Source organism: Terrisphaera buseokensis (assembly GCF_047521145.2).
Classification (GTDB): Bacteria; Verrucomicrobiota; Verrucomicrobiia; order Opitutales; family Opitutaceae; genus ER46.
Map to the genome: position 1 here is coordinate 4,250,663 of NZ_CM134186.1, position 21,187 is coordinate 4,271,849.

Annotated in this window: 21 protein-coding genes and 1 tRNA gene; 10 read left to right on the forward strand and 12 right to left on the reverse strand. The window is 64.9% G+C overall.

All coding sequences use genetic code 11. The features are described from left to right. Positions 1 to 112: 112 nt before the first annotated feature. Positions 113 to 1,354: an efflux RND transporter periplasmic adaptor subunit gene (locus tag ACLJEU_RS15885; protein WP_414661459.1), complete on the forward strand. Its 1,242-nt coding sequence runs from the start codon at positions 113 to 115 to the stop codon at positions 1,352 to 1,354. An 11-nt stretch (positions 1,355 to 1,365) separates the two neighbouring features. Beyond that, entirely contained in the window at positions 1,366 to 2,613 is a 1,248-nt protein-coding gene (locus ACLJEU_RS15890; RefSeq protein WP_414661458.1) for an ABC transporter permease, read from the forward strand. 131 nt (positions 2,614 to 2,744) lie between these two features. On the opposite strand, the gene priA is transcribed toward ACLJEU_RS15890, so the two are convergent. Further along, positions 2,745 to 4,982 carry a replication restart helicase PriA gene (gene priA, locus ACLJEU_RS15895; protein ID WP_414661457.1) on the reverse strand — a complete coding sequence of 746 codons (2,238 nt, stop codon included), beginning with the start codon at positions 4,980 to 4,982 and terminating at the stop codon, positions 2,745 to 2,747. Positions 4,983 to 5,125: 143 nt separating this feature from the next. On the opposite strand from priA, the gene ACLJEU_RS15900 reads away from it, so the two are divergent. Both ACLJEU_RS15900 and ACLJEU_RS15905 read left to right on the forward strand, forming a co-directional pair. Beyond that, positions 5,126 to 5,590, forward strand: a complete 465-nt coding sequence (locus ACLJEU_RS15900) for a Fur family transcriptional regulator (protein WP_414661456.1) — start codon at positions 5,126 to 5,128, stop codon at positions 5,588 to 5,590. Between the two features lie 19 nt (positions 5,591 to 5,609). Further along, a complete protein-coding gene (locus tag ACLJEU_RS15905; protein ID WP_414661455.1) occupies positions 5,610 to 5,984 on the forward strand; it encodes a TPR end-of-group domain-containing protein in 375 nt (124 codons plus the stop codon). A gap of 39 nt (positions 5,985 to 6,023) precedes the next feature. Here ACLJEU_RS15905 and ACLJEU_RS15910 read toward each other — a convergent pair whose 3' ends face one another. The 3 genes from ACLJEU_RS15910 to hemW all read right to left on the reverse strand — a co-directional run bounded on the left by ACLJEU_RS15910 (position 6,024) and on the right by hemW (position 8,895). Continuing rightward, positions 6,024 to 7,055: a M23 family metallopeptidase gene (locus tag ACLJEU_RS15910; protein WP_414661454.1), complete on the reverse strand. Its 1,032-nt coding sequence runs from the start codon at positions 7,053 to 7,055 to the stop codon at positions 6,024 to 6,026. Beyond that, a complete protein-coding gene (locus ACLJEU_RS15915) occupies positions 7,052 to 7,552 on the reverse strand; it encodes a hypothetical protein (RefSeq protein WP_414661453.1) in 501 nt (166 codons plus the stop codon). The genes ACLJEU_RS15910 and ACLJEU_RS15915 overlap by 4 nt, the downstream gene beginning before the upstream one ends. 131 nt (positions 7,553 to 7,683) lie before the next feature. Then, positions 7,684 to 8,895: a radical SAM family heme chaperone HemW gene (gene hemW / locus ACLJEU_RS15920; RefSeq protein WP_414661452.1), complete on the reverse strand. Its 1,212-nt coding sequence runs from the start codon at positions 8,893 to 8,895 to the stop codon at positions 7,684 to 7,686. Positions 8,896 to 8,976: 81 nt separating this feature from the next. Here hemW and ACLJEU_RS15925 point away from each other — a divergent pair, with 81 nt between their 5' ends. After that, complete coding sequence (locus ACLJEU_RS15925) at positions 8,977 to 9,894, forward strand: IPT/TIG domain-containing protein (protein WP_414661451.1); 918 nt, start codon at positions 8,977 to 8,979, stop codon at positions 9,892 to 9,894. A gap of 42 nt (positions 9,895 to 9,936) precedes the next feature. Here ACLJEU_RS15925 and ACLJEU_RS15930 read toward each other — a convergent pair whose 3' ends face one another. Together ACLJEU_RS15930 and ACLJEU_RS15935 are read right to left on the reverse strand one after the other, a co-directional pair. Further along, entirely contained in the window at positions 9,937 to 10,881 is a 945-nt protein-coding gene (locus tag ACLJEU_RS15930; protein WP_414661450.1) for an endonuclease/exonuclease/phosphatase family protein, read from the reverse strand. A 15-nt stretch (positions 10,882 to 10,896) separates the two neighbouring features. After that, entirely contained in the window at positions 10,897 to 12,144 is a 1,248-nt protein-coding gene (locus ACLJEU_RS15935; protein WP_414661449.1) for a M48 family metallopeptidase, read from the reverse strand. An 84-nt stretch (positions 12,145 to 12,228) separates the two neighbouring features. Between ACLJEU_RS15935 and xseB the strand changes: the two genes are divergently transcribed. Continuing rightward, positions 12,229 to 12,474 (forward strand): exodeoxyribonuclease VII small subunit, encoded by a 246-nt coding sequence (gene xseB, locus ACLJEU_RS15940; RefSeq protein ID WP_414661448.1) that lies wholly within the window; start codon positions 12,229 to 12,231, stop codon positions 12,472 to 12,474. Positions 12,475 to 12,506: 32 nt separating this feature from the next. Beyond that, positions 12,507 to 14,444, forward strand: a complete 1,938-nt coding sequence (dxs, locus tag ACLJEU_RS15945; RefSeq protein WP_414661447.1) for a 1-deoxy-D-xylulose-5-phosphate synthase — start codon at positions 12,507 to 12,509, stop codon at positions 14,442 to 14,444. 252 nt (positions 14,445 to 14,696) lie between these two features. Here dxs and ACLJEU_RS15950 read toward each other — a convergent pair whose 3' ends face one another. From ACLJEU_RS15950 to ACLJEU_RS15970, 5 genes are all read right to left on the reverse strand, one after another. Continuing rightward, positions 14,697 to 14,933, reverse strand: coding sequence for a hypothetical protein (locus ACLJEU_RS15950; RefSeq protein ID WP_414661446.1), 237 nt, complete (start codon positions 14,931 to 14,933; stop codon positions 14,697 to 14,699). 21 nt (positions 14,934 to 14,954) lie between these two features. Further along, positions 14,955 to 15,028 (reverse strand) — tRNA-Gly (locus ACLJEU_RS15955). Positions 15,029 to 15,129: 101 nt separating this feature from the next. Further along, entirely contained in the window at positions 15,130 to 15,726 is a 597-nt protein-coding gene (gene recR, locus ACLJEU_RS15960) for a recombination mediator RecR (protein WP_414661445.1), read from the reverse strand. Between the two features lie 33 nt (positions 15,727 to 15,759). Continuing rightward, a complete protein-coding gene (locus ACLJEU_RS15965; RefSeq protein WP_414661444.1) occupies positions 15,760 to 16,068 on the reverse strand; it encodes a YbaB/EbfC family nucleoid-associated protein in 309 nt (102 codons plus the stop codon). Between the two features lie 72 nt (positions 16,069 to 16,140). Then, positions 16,141 to 17,037 carry an NAD-dependent epimerase/dehydratase family protein gene (locus ACLJEU_RS15970; protein WP_457795392.1) on the reverse strand — a complete coding sequence of 299 codons (897 nt, stop codon included), beginning with the start codon at positions 17,035 to 17,037 and terminating at the stop codon, positions 16,141 to 16,143. Between the two features lie 81 nt (positions 17,038 to 17,118). On the opposite strand from ACLJEU_RS15970, the gene ACLJEU_RS15975 reads away from it, so the two are divergent. Together ACLJEU_RS15975 and ACLJEU_RS15980 are read left to right on the forward strand one after the other, a co-directional pair. Next, positions 17,119 to 17,658, forward strand: coding sequence for a DJ-1 family glyoxalase III (locus ACLJEU_RS15975; RefSeq protein WP_414661443.1), 540 nt, complete (start codon positions 17,119 to 17,121; stop codon positions 17,656 to 17,658). 12 nt (positions 17,659 to 17,670) lie between these two features. Continuing rightward, on the forward strand, positions 17,671 to 19,065 hold the full coding sequence (locus ACLJEU_RS15980) for a dihydrolipoyl dehydrogenase family protein (RefSeq protein WP_414661442.1): 1,395 nt from the start codon (positions 17,671 to 17,673) through the stop codon (positions 19,063 to 19,065). A gap of 244 nt (positions 19,066 to 19,309) precedes the next feature. Here the strand turns inward: ACLJEU_RS15980 and hisA are convergent, their stop codons facing one another. Further along, complete coding sequence (gene hisA / locus ACLJEU_RS15985; RefSeq protein ID WP_414661441.1) at positions 19,310 to 20,038, reverse strand: 1-(5-phosphoribosyl)-5-[(5-phosphoribosylamino)methylideneamino]imidazole-4-carboxamide isomerase; 729 nt, start codon at positions 20,036 to 20,038, stop codon at positions 19,310 to 19,312. A gap of 49 nt (positions 20,039 to 20,087) precedes the next feature. Here hisA and ACLJEU_RS15990 point away from each other — a divergent pair, with 49 nt between their 5' ends. Further along, positions 20,088 to 21,155 carry a M20/M25/M40 family metallo-hydrolase gene (locus ACLJEU_RS15990; protein ID WP_414661440.1) on the forward strand — a complete coding sequence of 356 codons (1,068 nt, stop codon included), beginning with the start codon at positions 20,088 to 20,090 and terminating at the stop codon, positions 21,153 to 21,155. The last annotated feature ends 32 nt before the right edge of the window (positions 21,156 to 21,187 follow it).

Here is a 21,187-nt window from a genome sequence, read left to right on the forward strand (position 1 = left end):
ACCGCACGAAAGGGAGGTTGCGTCCCTGCAACGCGGGCCTTTCGACTGGTCGCTCGCAGTATTTCGCTTTGCCGCGTTTCCCTACCGCTTCGCGCACGTCTCAACCCCTTCCATGTCTTCCTCAGCGACGCCGTCCCGCCGGCCCCGGCCTCTCCTTCGCACGATCATCGTGCTCATCATTCTCGGAGGTGTGGGTTGGGGAGGGACCATTGTCTGGCGTAAGATCAGTCCCGGCCTGCTCGGGAACAAGCGCCAGGAAGTCATTCCCGTTTCCAAGGTCCGGACGGCGACCATCTCCGAGGAAATCGTCGCCGTCGGCCGGCTGCGGGCGGTTTTTTCCACGGAACTCCGCTCGGAAATCAACGGCAAGATCGTCAAGATTCTAGCGGTCGACGGGCAGAAGCTCGACAAGGAGCAGGAAATCCTCCGGCTCGATCAGCAGGATCTCCTGACGCAAATCCAGGAAATCGAACGCAGCATCGAAGCCGCCAAGCTCCGGACCGAACGCGCCCGCCGCGATCATGCCCGTCTTATCGATCTGCAGGGGAAGGGCGTGGTCACGAAGAAGGACTTCGAGGATTCCCGCATCACGCTTTCGCTTTCGGAGAACGACGCCGCCATCGCCGAGGCGCGCGCCGCGAACCTCCGCGACAAGCTGGCCAAAACCGTCATCCGGGCGCCCCACTCCGGTACGTTGCTCCTGCGGGACTTGACCGAAGGCCAGGTCATCACCGGCGCGGCCGCCCAGAATGGCGGGTCGCTGCTGGGCGAAGTGGCCGATCTTTCCCTGCTGATGGTGCGCACCAACATCAACGAAATCGACGTCGCGCGCCTGAAGGTCGGCGACGTCGCCCGGGTCCGCGTCGATTCGATGCGCAGCGTCCAGATGACCGGCACCATCAAACGCATCGCGACCAGCGCGCTCGAGAGCAGCGTGGATCGCACCCGCGTGTTTCCCGTCGATGTCATTCTGGATGAGGCCGACGAACGCCTGCGGCCCGGCATGTCGGCCACCGTGATGTTCACGCTGGCGCGAGCCGACGACGTGCTCGCGGTACCGTTAAACGCCGTGTTTTCCACCGCGGAAGGCGCGCGTTATGTGTTCATGCGCAAGGAGGAGACGTTTGTCGCCCACGAGGTCGACATCGGAATCGCCGACACGCGCTACGTCCAAATCAACTCCGGCCTGCAGCTGGGTGACGAGGTTGCCCGCACCCGGCCGCTCGAATTTGAAGGCGAACTCCCTGTGCCGCCCGTCGCGCCGCCACCGAAGCAGAAATCCAGCAAGTCGCCGGCCAGCGATCCGTTCGGTCCGGTGAAGCCGCGCTCAAGCGGCAAACCCAGCCGTTCGTAACGCCCGCTCCCATGCGTCTCCTGTTCATGGGTGTGGCCAGCGGCTGGCGGGAAGTCCTCGCCCACAAGCTGCGATCCTTCCTGACGCTGTTCGGCATCGTGCTCGGCGCCGCCGCGCTTGTCGGCATGCTTGGCGTGGTCAAGGGCCTGCTGCGCGGATTCGAGACCATGATTTACGAGACCGGCGGCATCGAGCGCATCAGCGTGCAATCGCGCCCGGCCCCCGAATACCAGCGCGAGAAGGCGCCGCTCTCGCCCGGCCGCACGTTGAATGACGTGCAGGCCATCCTCACCGCGGTGCCCCTCGCCCGGCGCGTCACAGCCGAAGTGCTGATCCCCGGCGGCGCGCGCATTTACTTCCAGGGCCGCGCGACCGGCCAGACCGTGCGCGGCGTGCTGCCGGCAACCTTCATCATGGATCGCTTCGACATCGCCGACGGCCGGCTGCTCGGCGACCTCGATCTGGAACTGCAGATGCAGACGGTCGTGATCGGTGCCACCATCGCCGAGATCCTGTTTCCCCGCGGCATCGATCCGCTCAACCGCGTCATCACCCTCAACGGCCAGCCCTTCACGGTCGTCGGCGTATTGAAGGATTATCGCCTCGCCTCCGGCAGCGCCGGCGGCGGCAGCGGGCGCGTCAGCCAGAAGAATTACGCTGTCTTCATCCCGCTCACCACCGCGCAGACGCTTTTCCGCATCGACGAAAATGTCGACGTGCTGAACGTCCAGCTCGCCGACGTCGCCGACATGCCCCACGCGCAGGAACAAATCCTGAACGTCCTCACGCACACGCATCGGGGCATCCAGGATGTCCGCCTGGAAACGCGCGAGGACCTGCTGCAGAGTTTCGAAAAGACCCGCAACAGCTACTACGTTTCGCTCGGCAGCGTGGCCGTCATCGGTCTCATCGTCGGTGGCATTGGCATCATGAACGTCATGCTCGCCTCCATCAGCGAACGGGTCCGTGAAATCGGTGTGCGCCGCGCGCTGGGCGCGAAGCGCATCGACGTCCTTGTGCAAATCCTCGCCGAGTCCCTCACCCTTGCGCTCGCCGGCGGTTTGATCGGCATGGTCGCCAGCGTGATCCTGATCAAGGTCATGCAGCACTTTGTCGTGGAAGCCAACCGGCCGGAGCTGTCGCTTATCGCGCTCGTCATCGGCATCGCCTCCAGCGCCACGGTCGGCGTGCTCGCCGGTCTTTATCCCGCCATCCGCGCGTCCCGCCTCAGCCCGGTCGAGGCGTTGCGGACGGATTGATGGAGCGAGTTGAGGGTTGAGAGTTGAGAGAGAAAATCGATCGGAAGGCGCGTCATTACGGAGATCGAGCGGGATGAAGCGGTTTTGGACTCTAAACCCTCAACTCTCAGCTCTCAACTCCCCCACTCCCCTCACATCAGGCTGACGGGATCCACGTCGATCACCTGCGTGATGTCATCGGACCAGGCGAAGCCTTCGCGCAGGCGGGCGAGTTCGGGCACGACCTTGGTCACGGCGTTGGTGAAGTACCAGAGCTGCCAACGATACTGATCCTTGATCTTCTCGATCGGCGAGGCGGACGGACCGCGCAGTTCGACCCGATCCCCGAGCGTTTTCTCCACGAGCTTCGCCCACTGCTCGGCGAAGAATTTCAGCTTCTCCGGATTTGGCCCGCGGAAGAGATGATGAATCAGATGCCGGTACGGCGGGTAGTTGAAGTCGCGGCGGATCTTGAGTTCGGAGGCGGCAAAGCCGGCGAAATCCGCCTGGCGGGAAAACTGGATTGCCTCCGCCTGCGGCGTGAATGTCTGCACGATGACCTCGCCCGCGCGATCGCCGCGGCCGGCGCGGCCCGCCACCTGCACGAGCAACTGGAACGTCCGCTCGTTGGCGCGAAAATCCGGGATGTGCATCGACATGTCGGCGTCGATCAAACCCACAAGCGTCACGTTGGGGAAATCGAGCCCCTTGCCGATCATCTGCGTGCCGATGAGCACATCGATCTTGCCGGCGCGAAACGACGCGAGCACTTCGCGAAACCGGTTCTTCTTCGACATCGTGTCCGTATCCATCCGCTCGATGCGCGCCCGCGGCACCATCCGGCGCACGGTCTCCTCCACCCGCTGCGTGCCAAGGCCGCGCCAGCGGATCTCGGGCGCGCCGCACTTGGGGCAGCGCGCCGGGGCGTCGCGCTGATCACCGCACAGGTGGCAGCGCAGCATCTCGTCGGCCCGGTGATACGTCATCGTGATGCTGCAATGCCGGCACTCCTCCACGTGCCCGCACTTCGTGCACAGCATCGACGACGAGTAGCCACGACGGTTGATGAACAGAATCGTCTGCTCCCGCCGCTCGAGCCGATCGTGCATCGCGCGGACCAGCTTACCCGAGAGCGACGGCAGCGTCCGCTGCTTCATCGCCTCGATGCGCATGTCGACCACGTCGATGAACGGCAGCTTCCGATCGTCGACGCGCTGCGTGAGCTGCAGCAGCCGGTACTTGCCGGACTCGACATTGGTGAAGCTCTCCAGCGACGGCGTCGCGGACCCGAGCAAACACACCGCGCCGGCGAGCTTGGCCCGCATCACCGCGACATCCCGGCCGTGGTAGCGCGGCGTCTCGTCCTGTTTGTACGCGGGTTCGTGTTCCTCATCGACCACGATGAGGCGGAGATTCTGCACCGGCGCGAAAATCGCCGACCGCGCGCCGACCACGACGCGTGCCTCGCCGGTCGCGAGGGCGAGCCAGCCGTCGAGGCGCTCGCCTTCGCTCAGGTGGCTGTGCCAGACGACGCAGCGCTGGCCCTGCGCGATCGCCTCGAGCCGCGAGCGCAGCCGCGCCACGGTCTGGGGCGTCAACGCCACCTCCGGCACGAGAAACACCACGCCGCCACCCGCCTTGAGCGCGGTGTCGATGGCGCGCAGGTAAACCTCGGTCTTGCCCGAGCCGGTCACGCCGTGGAGCAGCGATACGCTGAAGGCGTTGTCGGCAATGCTCGTCGCGAGCGCGGAGACCGCGGTCTGCTGCTCCGCGTTGAGCGCGTGCGGCATGGCGGCGACGAGTTCGCCCGCGGAGTGATCGTCGTCGTACGCAATGCGCTCAATCCGACGCGACTCCTCGCGCAGCACGCCGCGCTTGGCCAGGGCGCTCACGACCGCGGCGGTCAGGCCGAGGCGCGCAATCACGACGGCCTTGGGTTGCGGGCGGAATTGCTGCTCGAGAAACCGGTAGAGTTTCGCCTGCTGCGGCGCGCGTTTGTCCAGCGTCGCGAGATCCTCGGGCGAAAGTTTGAGCGCGATCGACACCAGCTTCTCCTGCTTGAGGCCCGCGCCGCGCCGGACCGCGACGGGAATCATCGTTTCGATGATGCTGTCGAGCCCGCACGCGTAGTAACGCGCCATCCAGCGCGCGAGTCCGAGGAGATCCGGCGGCAGCGCGGGAAATGGGTACACGACCTGCGCGATGAGCTTCAATCGCTCGACCGGGAAATCCTTCGGCGCGCCGATTTCACCCACGATGCCGAGCTTGAGCGCGTTCACCACCGGCACGCGCACGAGCGTTCCGACCGCCACCGCGTCGCGCAGGTTCTCCGGCACGCGATAGTGCAGGAGCTTGTCGAAGCCGGCGAGCGGGTGAACCCCAATGATCATTGGGCGCGATGACGTCGCCCCGCGCGGGCGGGCGCAATTTCTTTTCCGCCCGGCCCGAGCGGGAAACACCCGCGCCAGCGAGTGCCGGGCACTTGCAAACGATCCCATTGACAGCCGGCGGCCGGGCTGGGAACAGTCGCACCGTGAGCATACCTGCGGCCCGTGAAAAATTCCGGACTTTCCTTTCAAAAAAAGGACTGCGGGCCACCAATCAGCGTCTGGCCATCTTCGACGCCGCCTTCGCCCAGCCGGAGCATTTCACCGCCGAGCAGCTGCTCGATTATGCGCGAACGATCGACGACTCGGTCTCGCGCGCCACGGTGTATCGCACGCTGCCGATCATGACGCAGAGCGCGCTGCTCCGCGAAGTCGACATCGGTTCCGGCGAGAAGTTTTACCGGCCCAACCGCGAGGGCGACAGCACACAGATCGCCCAAGTCGTGTGCATCGACTGCGACAAGATTTTTGAAATCAGCGCGCCGTTCATGTCGTGGTACGGCAGCACGGTGTCGTCGAAGCTCGGGCTCACGCCGGTGACGCAGCGCCTGCAGGTCAGCGCGCACTGCAATCAATTCCGGGAGACGGGCACCTGCCCGCGGCGTGGCTGAGCGCGTCCGGGTTCCATCGATGGCGAAAGCACGCACGCACGATCCGGATTTCGAAATCCGTTTCTTTGAGTCGGTCCTGCGCCGCGAGCCCGCGTACGCCGCCGTCGTCGAGCTGCTCGGCGGGCTCTACACCCGGCAGGGTCGCATCGCCGACGGACTGAAGATGGACCGCAAGCTCGTGCGGCTGCAGCCCGACAACGCCACCGCGCGCTACAACCTCGCGTGCAGCCTCGCGCTCTCGAAACGAAAGAGTGACGCGCTGCGCGAGCTGCGTGCCGCCGTGAAACTCGGCTACACCGATTTCGACTGGATGCAGCAGGATCCCGATCTCGACGCCCTGAAGCGGCACCCGGAATTCCAGGCTCTGCTGCAGACGCTGAAGCCGCAGAGTTGAAGGCGGGGTTGATGCAGGGATTTCTTCAGGCCTGCCGGCTTACGGCATGCCGAACAACTGCTGCAGCACGATTTCGAGATCCTTGCCGGGCGTCCACACGCCGCGTTTCTGCACCGCGAGACTCTTGCTGCGTTCCCGCCGTTCGAGCGCGGCGTCGACATCGACCAGGCGCGGCTTCTCGGGTGGAAGCCCGGCGACCTCGATGGCGGTGAGCGGCGTCCAGGAGAACGGAATGCCCGTCCAGTTGAATTTGATCTCCCATCCCGCCAGCTGGCCCATCGGCACCGTGCGGGTCACCAACGACGGATAACGCGTCACAAAATCCGGCGTGCGCAGCGTCGCGATCCGCAGCCGCACCGCCGGCTCCATGCGCTCGAAGAAATCCTGCACGCGCTCCAGTTTTCCGGCCCGCCACTCGTTGAAGAACTGCAGCGGATTGACGCCCATGAGATTCATGCCGTTCCACATGCCGTGCTCGTTGCGACTGCCGAATTTGCGCCGGTCGTACCACGCCTGGAAATTCCGCGTGACCGCGACCCCAATCTCGAAATGGAGATGCGATCGGTCAGTCGGTATCATGTAACCGCCCGAACTGTGGCCCATCCGGCCGAGCACCTGTCCGGCCGTGACGGTGTCGCCGATCTTCAGCCCGGGCGCGATGCGTGCCAGATGCGCGTACAAGGTATAGACCGCCGGTGTCATCGTCGGATGCTCCAGCACGACGTAGCGGCCATAACTGCTTTCGCCGGCCGAAGCGCTGATGTGCCGCACGACTCCCGGCATCGCGGCCATGACGTCGTCCGTCGGCTCGCCCCGGCGGTCGCGGCCCGCGGGCCGGATGTCGATGCCTTCGTGAAAATGTCCGCCGCCGCTGCGCACGCCGCCGAATCCACCCGAATCGGGATCACCGGATCCGGCGTGTTGCAACCACTGCGCCGGCGGCTTGCCGTCACTCCACGCGGTGCTGGGCGTCGGCCACACCAGCTGAAAACGCTCCGCGGCCCTTGCGGTGCCGCAGAAAAGCAGCAGCGCCAACCAGCCCGCCATGAGTTGCCACGTCCGCCCGCTCATCCCTTGCGCGCCAGCTCGCGCTGCAATGCCGCCGACGTCTTTTTCAGATTCTCCACGAGTGCCGGCAGCGACGCGTCGGGCAACTCCACAAATACAAACAGCGCGCCGTTCGTCACCGGACCGTCGATCCGCCGCGCGCCGAGCGCGACGTTGTCGATCATGAGCACCAGCCGCCGCCCTTGGTGCGTGACGGACATGCGGTAGAAATCGCGGATCGCGGACGGCGTGAGCTGGATCAGCAGGCATTTGCCGAGATCGACCTGCACGAGTTCCACGTTGCCGATGTCACCTTCGGTGATCACGGGCTTCGTGTTCACCGTCACGCGCACGTCACTCTGCGGCAGCGTGAGCGGCATGCCGTCACCGCTGCCCGATTCGAGGAAAAACCGCGCGACCATCGGCGTGTAGTCGAGCGGCTTCTTGGCCGACGACTGGCAGCCGGCCAGGCCGAGCAGCACACCCGCGGCAAGGAACCCCGCGGCCCATCGCCGAATCATGGCGCGATCATCTCCATGCGGACGCTCCATTCCGCGCCACCGGCCAGGCTGTGGGTCTCGGCAAAATCATCCATGTGCAGTGTGAGCGCTACGTTCAGCAGACTATTCAAAGATAGCAATGGCGCTCCTGTTCATGCCGTCTCCGTGATCGGCTCGAATGCCGCCATCACTTCCGCGCCGACGGCATCGGCGACCAACCGGCCCCGCGTGGTCAGCCGCACGATGCTGCCCGTGCGCACGAGCAGTCCACCCGCCGCGAGCGTGGCCAGCGTGTCCTCGACCACGGACCACGGCGCTTCCGGCGCACGCAACCGCCACGGGCTGAGATCGACGCCCTCGTTCATCCGCAGCCCAAAAATCAACGCGTCCTCGGCCAGCGCCGCCGGCGTCAGCATCAGCCGATCCTCCGTCATGCGTTCGCCGCGACCGACCTGATCGAGCCATTTCTCGAGGTCAGCCACATTACCGCCGCGCCAGCCGCCGTGCTGCGAGGCGGCGGACGGGCCGAGCCCCACCCACTCGTGCATGCGCCAGGTGTTCAGATTATGGCGACACACGTGTCCGGGTCGCGCGAAGTTCGACACTTCGTACTGCGCATAACCGGCGTCCGCCATTTGCGACCAGGTGGCTTCATAGAGCGCCGCCTCGTATTCCGGGTCCAGTTTCACCCGGCCCTGAGACAGCTTCACCCAGAGCTTGGTGTCTTCCTCGAAGGTGAGGCAGTACGTCGAGAGATGATCCGGCCCGAGGGAAACCGCTTCGCGGACGTCGCCCGCCCACTCCGGCGCGGTCTGACCCGGCAGAGCGAACATCAGATCGAGGTTTACACTGCGAAAGCCCGCCGCCCGCACGCGGTCGTATGCTCTATAGATCTGTTCACGCGTGTGCTGGCGTCCGAGCGCATCGAGCAACTCCGGCTGAAAACTCTGCACGCCCATCGACACCCGCGTCACGCCGGCGTCGCGCAACACGGCGAGGCGCGCGTCCGTCACGGACCCCGGTGCCAGTTCGACCGTCCACTCGGCCGGCGTCCCACCGCAGCGGGCGCGGACAATTTCGGCGAGCTCACCCAGCGTTCGCGGTGCGAGCATGCCGGGCGTGCCGCCGCCCCAGAAGACCGACGTCACCGGCCGCGGCCAGTTCACCAACGCGCTCTCGCGTTCAATCCCCTGCAGGAACCGGACGACCTCATCCGCGGTCGGCTGCTTTTGATAAAATGCGCAAAAGTCACACGTCGATGCACAGAACGGCACGTGCACGTAGATTCCCAGCGGTTCCGCCGCAGTCCCGTGGGAGCTCAGCGTGTCGGTCGATGCCTGCAGTGCGGTGGTCGTCGTTGCCAAGCGCACAGCTTTAGCTTGCTCTGCCGGTACGCCACTCATTACTAACGCTTTTTAACCGACTGGTTTTCACTCTTGGATCCAATGCACACCAACCGAATTTCTCCCGCGAGAAAAATCATCGTCTGGCTCACGTCCCTGCTGGCGCTGGCCCTGCTCTCAGGCTGCGACACCGTCACGCTCACGGACCTGACGCCCAAATCGATGGCCGAAAATCCGTCGCACATTTACACGTTCAGCCTGCGGGTTACGCCGCGCACGTCGACGGTTTCAGGCGTCTCGCCGACGATCATCGTGGATGGCAAGAGCCACAACATGAAGAAGAGCGCACTCGGCGAGGGCATCTATGAATTCGAGTACCAGCTGCCGTCCGGCCGCGACCGCCTCGCCTACTATTATCTGGTGAATTTCAACATCGAGGGCAACGGCATGCAGACGCCGCAGGAAGCCTACACCAAGGTGGAGACCATTCAGATCGTGAGCCGCTACGTGCTGTCACTCGAAGTGAATCGCGGCCCGGTCGGATCCCGCATCAGCGTCCTCGGCCGCGGCTTTACCGCCCAGGATGTCGTGCATGTAAACGGCACGCCCGCCCGCACGGTGTTCGAATCGCCGAACGCGCTGAGCTTCTTCGTTCCGGCGCTGGAAGCCGGCCGCAACTATCAGGTCACGGTCAACGGCACGGCGGGCAACTCGCCGGTCGGCACCTTCCGCGTCGATACCAGCAGCGTCTCCGTTTCACCCACTACGCTTTCGCTCCGTACGGGCGAACGCCAGACGCTCAGCTTCACGCTGCCGAACGCGGCGCCCGCAGGCGGCACGCTGATCGACGTGACGACCGACATTCCGGAAAGCGTCATCATGCCCGAAGTGATCGTCCCGCAGGGCCAGACCAGCGTCGCCGTCACCGTCGAAGGCGGCAAGGCCGGCAACGGCAACCTCTTCATGAAGGGCTTCGGCTCCGGCGAGATGACGATCCCGATTTCGGTTTCGGGTCGCTGAGCGCACGCGCGCCAGAGGCCCGCGTTTCCGTGCGAGCCGCGCTTAGCGCGGCTCAAGCGTGAGCACGACGTAGACAGGCCGGTGATCGCTCGCATCGCGGACGCCCTCGCCGTCGTAAATCCGCGCCGAGCCGCCTTCGACTGATTTCACCAGCGCCGGTGAGACGAATATCTGATCGACCCGGGAATAGGTTTCCTCGCGGCGATAGAAATGGCTCCACACCTCGCCGCGCGTATCCGTTGCGGCGAGCAGCGTGGTGAGTTCGGTCCGGCCCCGTTTTTGCAGGAACGTCACGGCCTTGCTCGTGCGCCCGTCGTTGCAATCGCCGAGCACCACGAGCCGCGCTTCGGCCGGCCGCGGAAAACGTTGCAGGATGCGATCGCGAATGGCGGTCGCCTCCCCTGCGCGCCGGACGCCGGAAAGCGGATCATCCGCCCGATCGGTAAAGCGGCTCTTCAGGTGCAGCCCGAACACCGTGACGTCACCGGCCGCCGTCGCCACCGTGGCTTCAATCAAGCCGCGTTTCACCGTTTCCTTCGTCCCAAAATAAGTGAACTGCAGATCGGTATGCGTCGTGACCGCCGTGAGCGGTCGTTTCGCGAGAATGGCGAGATGACGATCCGCATCGGCGGCCTGGGCCAGCGCGACGTGCGGATAGTCACAGCCCTCGCGCCGCAAATCCCGGCGCAATTCCTCGAGATGGGCCGCGCCGCCCATTTCCTGCACCACGAGCACGTCGGCCGCGAGGCCGCGAATCACGGTGCGCAACGCCTGCTTTTCCCGTTCGGGCTTCGGGTAGTCGGTGCGATAGCCGGCCTCCGTCATCCGGTTCGCCGGGCCGTAGTTCTCGAGATTGTACGTCGCAACGGTCAGGGTCTCGGCCGCCACCGACGTCACCACCAGCAGCAGCCCACCCCAGCCCCGTCCGAGGAATAACACCGCGCGCGCGAACCACGGGCCGAAGGCGTGCAATGCGGTCCGCGTCATCGGCGCCGTTAGCGGTCACACCGGCTTCGCCAGCGCCGCCTCGCGTTCGACGAGCGTCGGATGCGAATAATAAAAGCCGCTGAACCACCGGTGCGGCGTGAGGTTGGAGAGATTTTTCTGCGCGAGTTTCCGCAACGCCCCGACCATCGCCGCCGGCCCGCCCATGGCATTCCGGGCAAACGCGTCCGCTTCATACTCGTACTTCCGCGACAGCAGATTGCCGAGCGGCGCAAACCAGAAGGTCACGACGCCGCTGAGCAGCGCAAACAGCAGGAGCGACGGCGCCATCTCGCCGGCGGGAAAACCAAAGGAGACATTGAACCAGGGGCTGCGCGCGAGCCACGCAATGACGGCGAAACCGCCGAACATCATCGCTGCGGACAACGCGATCATCTTGGGAATGTGCCCGCGCCGGTAGTGACCGATTTCGTGCGCCAGCACGGCCTCGAGTTCCTCGGGCGTGAGTTGGGCAATGAGGGTGTCGAAAAGCACGATGCGGCGAAAGCGGCCGAAGCCCGTGAAGTAGGCGTTGGAGTGTCCCGAGCGCTTCGAGCCATCGATCACCTCGATGGTCTTCGCGGAAAAGCCGGTGCGATCGCCCAGCGCCATCAGGCGCGTGCGCAGTTCGCCTTCCGGCAGCGGCGTCAGTTTGTTGAAGAGGGGCAGGATCACCTTCGGGTACAGAATCAACATGAGAAGTTGGAAGCCGAACAGCACTCCGAACCCCCAAATCCACCAGGTCGGTCCCACCCGCTCGACGAGCCAGAGCAGCACCCACAACAGCGGAAACCCGATGGCGAACATCAGCAGCACGCCCTTCAGCTTGTCCGTCACCCAGAGCCCGGTGGTGCTCTTGTTGAAGCCGAATTTCTGTTCGAGGCGAAACTGCTCCCACCACTCGAACGGCAGGGCTGGCAACGAAAGCAACACGCCCGCCAGGAGCACAAACAGGGTGCGCGTCCACAACGACTCCGGCCCGCCCCAGCTGGCCACGAGCGAAAACAGCGCCGGCAGGACGCCGCCGAAGATCACGAGGGCGAGCACCAGTGTGTCGAACACCTCGGTCAGCACGCCGAAGCGCGACTTTTCCAGCGTGTAGGCGACCGACTTCGTGTAGGTCGGTCCGTCCATGATCGCCGCCACCGCCGGCGGCGGCGCGCCCGCATGCCGGCGCACTTCTGCGCGATTCAACGCGGAGAGAACCAGATCGGCGATCAGCCGCAGCACCAGGAGAGCGGCGACGGCGAGGAGGACGGAGAGCATCGTCCCAATCCATGCGAATTGCCTGCCTCCGCCAGCCCAAAGATGGTTTGAAATGCAGCGTTACCCGACGCAGCGTGAGACCCTGTGGACGCACCTGACGCCAAACTCTCTTTCGAAACCGCGCTTGGTCAGCTCGAGACCATCGTCGAGTCCATGGAATCCGGGGACGTGCCGCTCGCCGAGTTGTTGGCGAAGTTCGAGGCGGGCACGAAGTTGCTGAAAGTCTGTGAAACCCGCCTGAAGGACGCGGAAGTGAAGATCGAGCTGCTCAAGAAGCAAAAAGACGGCAGCGTCGTCTTCGAAAAGTTTGAAGCCGGCCGCGAAGACTGAAATTCCTGATCGTTTCGCCTCCACCGTCACTGATGAACGCACCCACCTCCTCGCTCCCGCCGCGATTGCTGGCCTCCATTCGCGGCCCGGCCGACGTCAAGGCGCTTGCGCCCGACCAATTGCCCCGGCTGGCGCAGGAAATTCGCGAGGAACTGATCGGGGTGACGTCAAAGAACGGCGGCCACATCGGCCCCAATCTCGGGGTGGTCGAACTGACCATCGCCCTGCACCGGGTGTTCAATTCGCCGGATGACCAGTTCGTCTTCGACGTCGCGCACCAGGGTTACGTGCACAAGCTGCTGACCGGCCGCGGCGGGGATTTTTTCAAGAAACTGCGCCAGACCGGTGGCGCGAGTGGCTTCCTTTACCGGAGCGAGAGCCCGCATGATCCCTTTGGCGCGGGCCACGCCGGCACTGCTCTTTCCGCCGCGCTGGGCATGGCGACGGCCCGCGATCTGCGCGGCACGGGCGAGCACGTCGTTGCGGTGTGCGGCGACGCGGCCTTCACCTGCGGCATCACGCTCGAGGCGCTCAACAACGTCGTCAGTTCGACCAAGCGCCTGATCGTCATTCTCAACGACAACGAGTGGTCGATCGCCAAGAACGTCGGTGCGATCTCGAACTACCTGAATCGCATCAGCACGAGTGCGACGTACAACAAGCTGCACCACGACGTGGAGGCGTTCTTCAAGAGCTTCCCGGCCGGGGTGGAAATGAATCGCGTGTACATGAAGTGGAAACGCGAGACGAAGGACTTCTTCGTCGAGTCGTCGCTGTTCGAGAAGTTCGGGCTGCGCTACCTCGGCCCGGTTGACGGCCATAATTTCGAGGCGCTGCGGAAGAACCTGGAGTTCGCCCAGCATTGCGACGTGCCCGTGCTCGTGCACGTGCTCACGAAGAAGGGCAAGGGCCTCGAGGCCGCCATCGCCCACCCGGAGAAGTTCCACGGCGCCGCGCCCTTCGATCCGATTACCGGCGAGAACAAGCGACCCACGCCTGGAGCCGCCCCGAATTTTCAGGACGTGTTTGGCCAGGCCGTCACACGGTTTGCCCGCGCCAACCGGAACGTTGTCGGCATCACCGGCGCCATGCCCAGCGGCACGGGCCTTTCGCATCTGGCTGAGGCGGTGCCGCAGCAGTTCTTCGACGTCGGCATTGCGGAGGAGCATGCCGTCCTCTTCGCCGCCGGCATGGCCACCAAGGGATTCCGGCCCGTGTGTGCGATCTATTCGACGTTCCTTCAGCGCGCATACGATCAAGTGATTCACGATGTCGCGCTGCAGAATCTGCCGGTGACGTTCTGCATGGATCGCGCGGGGCTTTCGCCGAACGACGGCCCGACGCATCACGGCCTGTTCGATCTGTCCTACCTGCGCTGCGTGCCCAACGCGACGATCATGCAGCCCAAGGACGAGGACGAACTCGTCGACATGTTGCACACGAGCCTGAACCTGCCGGGCCCGGGCTTCATCCGGTATCCGCGCGGCGCCGGCATGGGCGTGCCGATCAAGGAGCAGCCCGCCCTGCTACCGGTGGGCCATGCCGAAGTCCTGCGCGAAGGGTCGAACATCATGATCTGGGCGCTCGGCTCGATGGTGCAGGATGCGCTGAAGCTCGCCGACCGCATTTCCGCCGGGGAAAACCTCTCCGTGGGCGTGGTCAATGCCCGCTTCGTGAAACCGCTCGACCGCGCTTTGCTCCTGAGTCACGCCGCCTGCATTCCGCTCATTGTCACGATGGAGGATCACGTGCTGGCGGGTGGCTTTGGCAGCGCGGTGCTCGAGGCGCTGCAGGACGCCGACTGCCCCGCCGCGGTGGAACGCATCGGCTGGCCGGATAAATTTGTCGAGCACGGGAGCAGCGTGGACGTGCTGCGCGCCAGCTACGGCCTGGCACCGGACGACGTCCATCGTCGCGTTGTCGCACGGTGGCGGAATCTCCACGCCGAGCACGTCGAAGCCGACGTGTGACGCGCTGCGCGGCGCGCGGCGGCGGGGGCTGAAGGTTGAAAGGTGAAGGTTGAAAAAACGGAAAGGCGCACGTGGGGCGGGACGTGGCCAAGAACGCCCGCGCGTGGGAGCCGCGACTAGACCCGAACGCGCGGCCACTCGCTGGCGCTCGTAGCCACCCGGAGTTGGCCTGCGTGTGACGCCGCCGCAAGTGGGCATAAAAAAACCGCGCCCCTTGGGGAGCGCGGTCGAGAGATCAGGAGAAGCGGATACTTACTTCTTCGCCTCGGACTTCTTCACGATCTTGCCGGAACCTTTGCACTTCGTGCAATTGTCACCGGCCTTGGCGGCCTCAACGCAGCAAGCGTGGGCGCAGACTTTGCCTTCACCAGCGGCCTTGGCGCAGCAGCCGGCAACCTTGTTCTCGACCTTGTCAGCCGCGAACACGTAGCCAGCGGTGGCGAGGGAGAAGGCAATGAGGGCGAACAATGATTTGGAGGATTTCTTCATAGGTAACTTTGGGTTGATGATTGGTGCGGGCGGCGGGAGTCGAACCCGCCTCTCATGCTTGGGAAGCACACATAATACCGATATACTACGCCCGCCCTGTCCAGACAGAACGGTGTCTATCGTTACGGGTGGGCCGTGATTTCGGCAAGAGCAATCATGAGGGACCGGGCCGCCATGCACCCCGGAAGCCACCCGTTCACTGGTAACCGCGACGACCGTCGAGGGCGCTCTTCAACGTCACCGAATCCGCGTAAAGCACCCCGCCCCCGCTCGGCAGCCCGAAGCCGATGCGCGTGACCTTCACGGCCCGATCGGGCGGCAGTTGCTCGGTGATAAAGTGACAAGTCGCCTCGCCCTCGACGTCGTTGGGCAACGCCAGGATCAGTTCGCTGATCTCGCCGGACACCAGCCGGGCTTGCAACGCCGCGAGCGAAAGATCCTCCGGGCCGACCCCGTGGATGGGCGACAGCTTGCCGTGCAGGACGTGATACACGCCGCGAAAGGCGCCGCTGCGCTCGATTGCCACGAGATCCGGCACATGTTCCACGACGCACACGACCGCGCGATCCCGGCGTTCGTCGGCGCAGATGCCGCACAGCTCGGCTTCCGCCAGATTCCCGCAGCGCTCACAGCGCCGCACGGATCGCGCCGCCTCCTCCAGCGCCGCCACCAATTCCGGGAGGCGCGAGGGCTTCTCCACCAGCAGATGCAGGGCGATACGCTCCGAGGAGCGAAATCCCAGTCCCGGCAACTGCTTGAGGTGCTTCTGCAGCTTTTCGAAGGCAGGCGTCATGCGCGGGACCCACGCCGGGCGACCGAGCGCGCCTTAGAACATCCCGGGCATCTGGAACGCACCGGTGATTTTCTGCATCTCGGACTCGTTGTAATCCTTCGCCTGCTTGGCCGCATCCTGCACCGCCGCGAGGACGGTGTCGGCGACCAGCTTCGGATCCTCCTTGAGGAACTCCGCGTCGAGCGCAAGGGCGAGAAACTTGCCGCTGCCGTTGATCTTGATCTTCACCGCGCCGCCGCCGCTGGTGACCTCGAGTTCCTTGGCGTCGAGCTGCGTCTGCAACGCCTCGATGCCGCGCTTCATCTTTTCCGCCTGTTTAACGAGTTTGCCAAGACCTGCCATGGTGACGTGGGTTAAGGTGTTTTCGCCGCCGGACCGGCTGCGTGAACCCACAGTTGAGAAGTGCGGCGCGATTCAATGCGACAACAAACTGGCGTAGCCTTCGCGAAACGTCGGGTAGGCCGGACGCCAGCCGAGGATCGACGCAATCCGCCCGGCGACGATCACGCGGTCGGGCGTAACCATCCGGCGCCCCGCCGCCTGCGCACCGGTGAACGGAGGCACCGGCACGTGCAGCCGTCCGGCCAGCCAGGCCACCACCTCGGATTTCGGCGCCGCGGCCGTGTCGGCCACGTTGAAGACGTCGCTAGCCACGGTGGCAGGCGCCGCAAAACAGGCCAGCGTCGCGCTCACGATGTCGTCGCGATGAATCACGTTGAGGTGATGTTCCGCCGCACCAGCCACCGCGCCGGCGCGCACCTGGTCGATCAGATAATGCCGACCCGGACCATAGATCCCGGCGAGCCGGAGAATGAACCAGCGCCCCCACCCGCCATCGGGTGAACGCACCCGGGCCTCGGTCTCGAGGAGCAGTTGCGCGCGATCCGACGCCGCGATTGCCGGCGACTGCTCGTCCACCCGAGCGCCGTCGCCCTGCGGATAAACGGAGGTGCTGCTCGTATAAAGCAACGTTCCGATCGGCGGCCGGACGCGCGCCCACGCGAGAATCGACTCCATGCCCTGCAGATAACTATGCCGGTACGCGTCCGTGCCGCCGCCGCCCGAGCTCACGCAATTCAGCACGAAGTCCGGCCCGCCAGCGACGGCGTCATGCCAGCGATCGCACGCCAGATCCGCGACCACGACGTGCACACCGGTCTCCCGCAGACGCGCCGCGGTGTCGGGATTGCGCGTCAGCGCGGTGACGTGCACGTCCGCGGCGCTCGCCGCGTCGGCCACGGCGCAGCCGACATAACCGCAGCCAAAAATCACGAGTCGCTTGCCGGAAAGGGCCTCCATGGATGCCACCACCTCATCGCTGCGGGCCGTTTGCTGCAAGCGTCGGACGGCATTCCCTTGTCAGGCCTGAGTCGTTTCCCGCATTTTCCGTCCATGCCCTCCATCCTGGTTCTCCTCGCTGAAGGCTTTGAAGAGATCGAAACCGTCACGCCCATCGACCTGCTACGCCGGGCCGGGGCGGACGTCACGATCGCCGCGATCGCCGACAGCATTCACGTGACCGGACGCAGCGGCCTCACGATGCACGCCGACACTCTGCTGGCCGCGGTATTCGAGCGGGATTTCGACTGCGTGCTCCTGCCGGGCGGCCCCGGCGTGAAACACCTGCGCGCCGACGCCCGCGTGCGGGGCCTCGTCCTGCGCAACGTGAAATTCGATCGCTGGGTCGCCGCGATCTGCGCCGCACCCACCGTCCTGCTCGACGCCGGCGTGCTGACCGGCCGTCGCTTCACGGCCCACATGTCCGTTGCGGCCGAGCTCCCCGCCCTGCTCGCCAACGAACGCGTGGTTGTCGACGGAAAGCTGATCACCTCGCGCGGTGCCGGCACTGCGCTGGACTTCGGCCTCGTGCTCGTAGCCCAGCTCTTCAGCCCTGAAAAATCCGCGGAAATCGCCCGCTCCATCTGCGCCTGACGCACCATCACCATGGCCATTTCCTCCTATGATTTCGTCGCCATCGGCGGCGGCAGCGCCGGTTTCAACGCCGCCCGCGTCGCGGTTTCGCTCGGATTAAAAACGGCCGTGATCGACGGCGCCCGCGACCTCGGCGGCCTTTGCATCCTGCGCGGCTGCATGCCGTCGAAGACGCTCCTCTACATGGCCGATGTGCTGCACCTCGCCCAAAAAGCGAAGACATTCGGCCTCAAAATCCCCTCGGCGCGCGCCGACATGAAGGCGATCCATGCGCGCAAAAAGAAGATCATCGCCGAATTCGCCGACTACCGGGTGAAGGCGCTGGAGGCGGGCCGTTTCGATCTCATCCGCGCCCACGCGGAATTCGTCGACGCCCACACCCTCGCGCTCTCAAACGGAAACCGCGTGCGCGCGAAACACATCCTGATCGGCACCGGCTCCAAGGTCAGCGTGCCGCCCGTGCCCGGGCTCGCGGACGTGCCGTTCTGGACGAGCGACGAGGTGCTCGATCTCGATTTCATTCCCAAGAGCGTGATCGTGCTCGGCGGCGGCATCGTCGCGTGCGAACTCGCGCAGTTTCTCAATCGCATCGGCACGCGCGTCACGCTCGTGCAACGCAGCGCCAACATCCTGCGCGATCACTCGCCCGGCGCCTCCACCGTGGTGCAAAAAGCCTTCGTCGACGAAGGCGTCGAGCTGTTCGCCGGCACGCAGCTGCAGCAGGTGCGGCACGACCGGCACGGCTTCGGCGTCGAATTCATTCACGACGGGAAGATCGTGCGGCGCCGCGCGGCGCATCTGTTCAACGCGCTTGGCCGCGACGCCAACACCGCCCCCTTGAAACTCGCCGCGGCCGGGGTGGACACGCGTCCGAACGGACAGATCATCACGAACCGCTGGCAGCAATCGACCGCACCGCACATCTACGCCGCCGGCGACTGTTCCGGTCCGGCCGAAATTGTGCACATCGCCATTCAACAGGGCGAACTCGCCGCGCGCCATGCGGCAAAGGTGAAAGGGATCAAGCCGGTCGATTATTCGCTTCTCCTCAACGTCGTCTTCACCGATCCGCAACTCGCGACCATCGGCCGGCTCGAGGACGATCTCGACGCCAGCGGCACCCCGTATCTCACGGCGAGCTATCCGTTCAACGATCACGGCAAGTCCATCCTCATGGACGCGAACTACGGCTACGTAAAAGTCATCGCCGAACCGAAACGCGGCCGCATCCTCGGCGCGGAAATTGTCGGCAAGGACGCCGGTGAACTCATTCACGCGTTCAGCGGCCCGCTCGCGATGAAGGCCACCGTCTTCGATCTCCTGCGCGCCCCGTGGTATCACCCAACGCTCGCCGAAATCGTCACGTACCCGCTCGAAGAGATCGCGGAGAAGATCGAAGCGCGCTGAATCTGCGCAGACGGTTGAACGTTTCGGGGCCGTTGTCCAAACGGCGATGGGTTGACCAGGACCGCGACCGCCCTCGGTCGCATCCGGCCCATAGCGACCGGGGGCGGTCGCGGTCCCACCACATTGCTCACCAGCTCTGCGCCTTTAGCACCAAAGTTTCGCCCGCTCGATCCAAGCAGGCCGCCCTTGAAGGGTGACGTTGAGAGTCCCAAGTCTCAGGAAGCGGAACTACTCCGGTTCCGGCCTAGCCCCGCGCGATCGTCAGCAGGTCCGGCAGCTCGACGCGCTTTTCGTAGAGCGCCTTGCCCACGATCACGCCGTCGAGATTTGCGTGCTGCCGCGCCAGTGCCATGAGCTTCACGACGTCTTCACGCCGGCTCACGCCACCGCTCGCGATCACGTTGAATTTTCCCGCGCGCAACATCGCTTCCTGCGCAGGAAAATTAGGCCCGGTGAGCATGCCGTCGGTGCCGATGTCCGTGTGAATCAGCGTGCGCACGCCGAGGGCGTCCATCCGTTGCGCGAGCGCCAGCGCGCTCATCGCCGCCGTCGCGACCCACCCTTTCACTGCGACCTGGCCGTTCTTCGCATCGATGCCGACCGCGATCTTGTCGCCGAAAGCCTGCACGAGCTCGCCGACAAACGCCTCGCTCTCCGCGGCGCGCGTGCCGATCACGACCCGACTCACGCCGAAACCCAGCGCGCGTTCGACCGTGGCGCGCGTGCGCAGCCCGCCGCCGAGTTGCACCTTCATGCCGAGGGCGGCGACGGCCTGCACCGCGGCGAGATTCTGCGGCTCGCCGGCAAACGCACCGTCGAGATCGACGACGTGCACCCAGTCACTGCCCGCCGCCTTGAACTCCGCCGCGACGTCCGCGGGATTCTCCGCGTAGATCGTTTCCTGATCCGCGCGCCCCTGCGTCAACCGGACACAGCGGCCACTCTTGATGTCAATGGCGGGATAAATCGTCATTCGGTAAAAACGCTTTGCGCCCGCGCCCGGCAGCGCGAGACTAAAACCCATGTCGACTTACAAAGTGCCCGCTTTTCTCGCTGAGTTGCTGCATGCCCGCTCGCCCTCCGGCTACGAAGCCGAGGCGCAGGCGGTGTTTGACCGTCACGTGAAGCCGGCCGCCGACGCCTACGCGAACGACGCCCTCGGCAATCGCATCGCCACGTTGAATCCGAAGGGCGACCCGGTGCTGATGCTCGCCGGACACATGGACGAGCTCGGCTTGATCATCACCTTCATCAACAAGGAAGGCTTCATCTATTTCGACACGATCGGCGGCCACGATCTCAGCGTGATTTCCGGCCGGCGCATTATCATCCAGACCGCGAACGGTCCCGTCAAAGGCGTCACCGGCAAACGCGCCATCCATCTCATGGACGACGAAGATCGCAAGAAGGTGCCGAAGAAGCACGAAATCTGGATCGACATCGGCGTCCGCAGCAAGGCCGAGGCCCTCGAGCGCGTCGCGATTGGCGATGTCGCGACCTACGACCACGAACTCGAGTTGATCAGCGGCAGCATCGGCACGGCCCGCGCCTTCGACAACAAGGTCGGCGCCTACATCGTCGGCGAAACGCTCATCCGGCTCGCAAAAGAGAAGAAGCCGTTCGCGGCGAAAGTCGTGAGCGTCGCCACGTCCCAGGAAGAAATCGGTGTGCGTGGCGCCACGACGTCGGCGTATCTGGTCAACCCGCACATCGCGGTGGCGATCGACGTGGGTCACGCGACGGATCATCCGGACTGCGACAACCGCCGGTTCGGCGAGACGAAGCTCGGCGGCGGCCCGATCCTCTGCCGCGGCGCCAACATCAATCCCAAGATTTACGACCGCCTGCTGCGGGCGGCGAAGAAGATCAAGATTCCCTACCAGATCGAAGCCGACCCGCGCCCCACCGGGACGGACGCCCGTGCGATCCAGATGGGCCGCGGCGGCGTTGCGACCGGTCTCGTGAGCATTCCGCTCCGTTATATGCACACGCCGAGCGAGGTCGTCGATCTCGAGGACGTGGAGCGCTGCGTGCAGCTGCTCGTGGAGTTCGCGAAGAGCCTCGAAAAGGGCGACTACGCGCACTGGTAATCCGAACGTCCCTGAAGGACGGGAATCCTGCA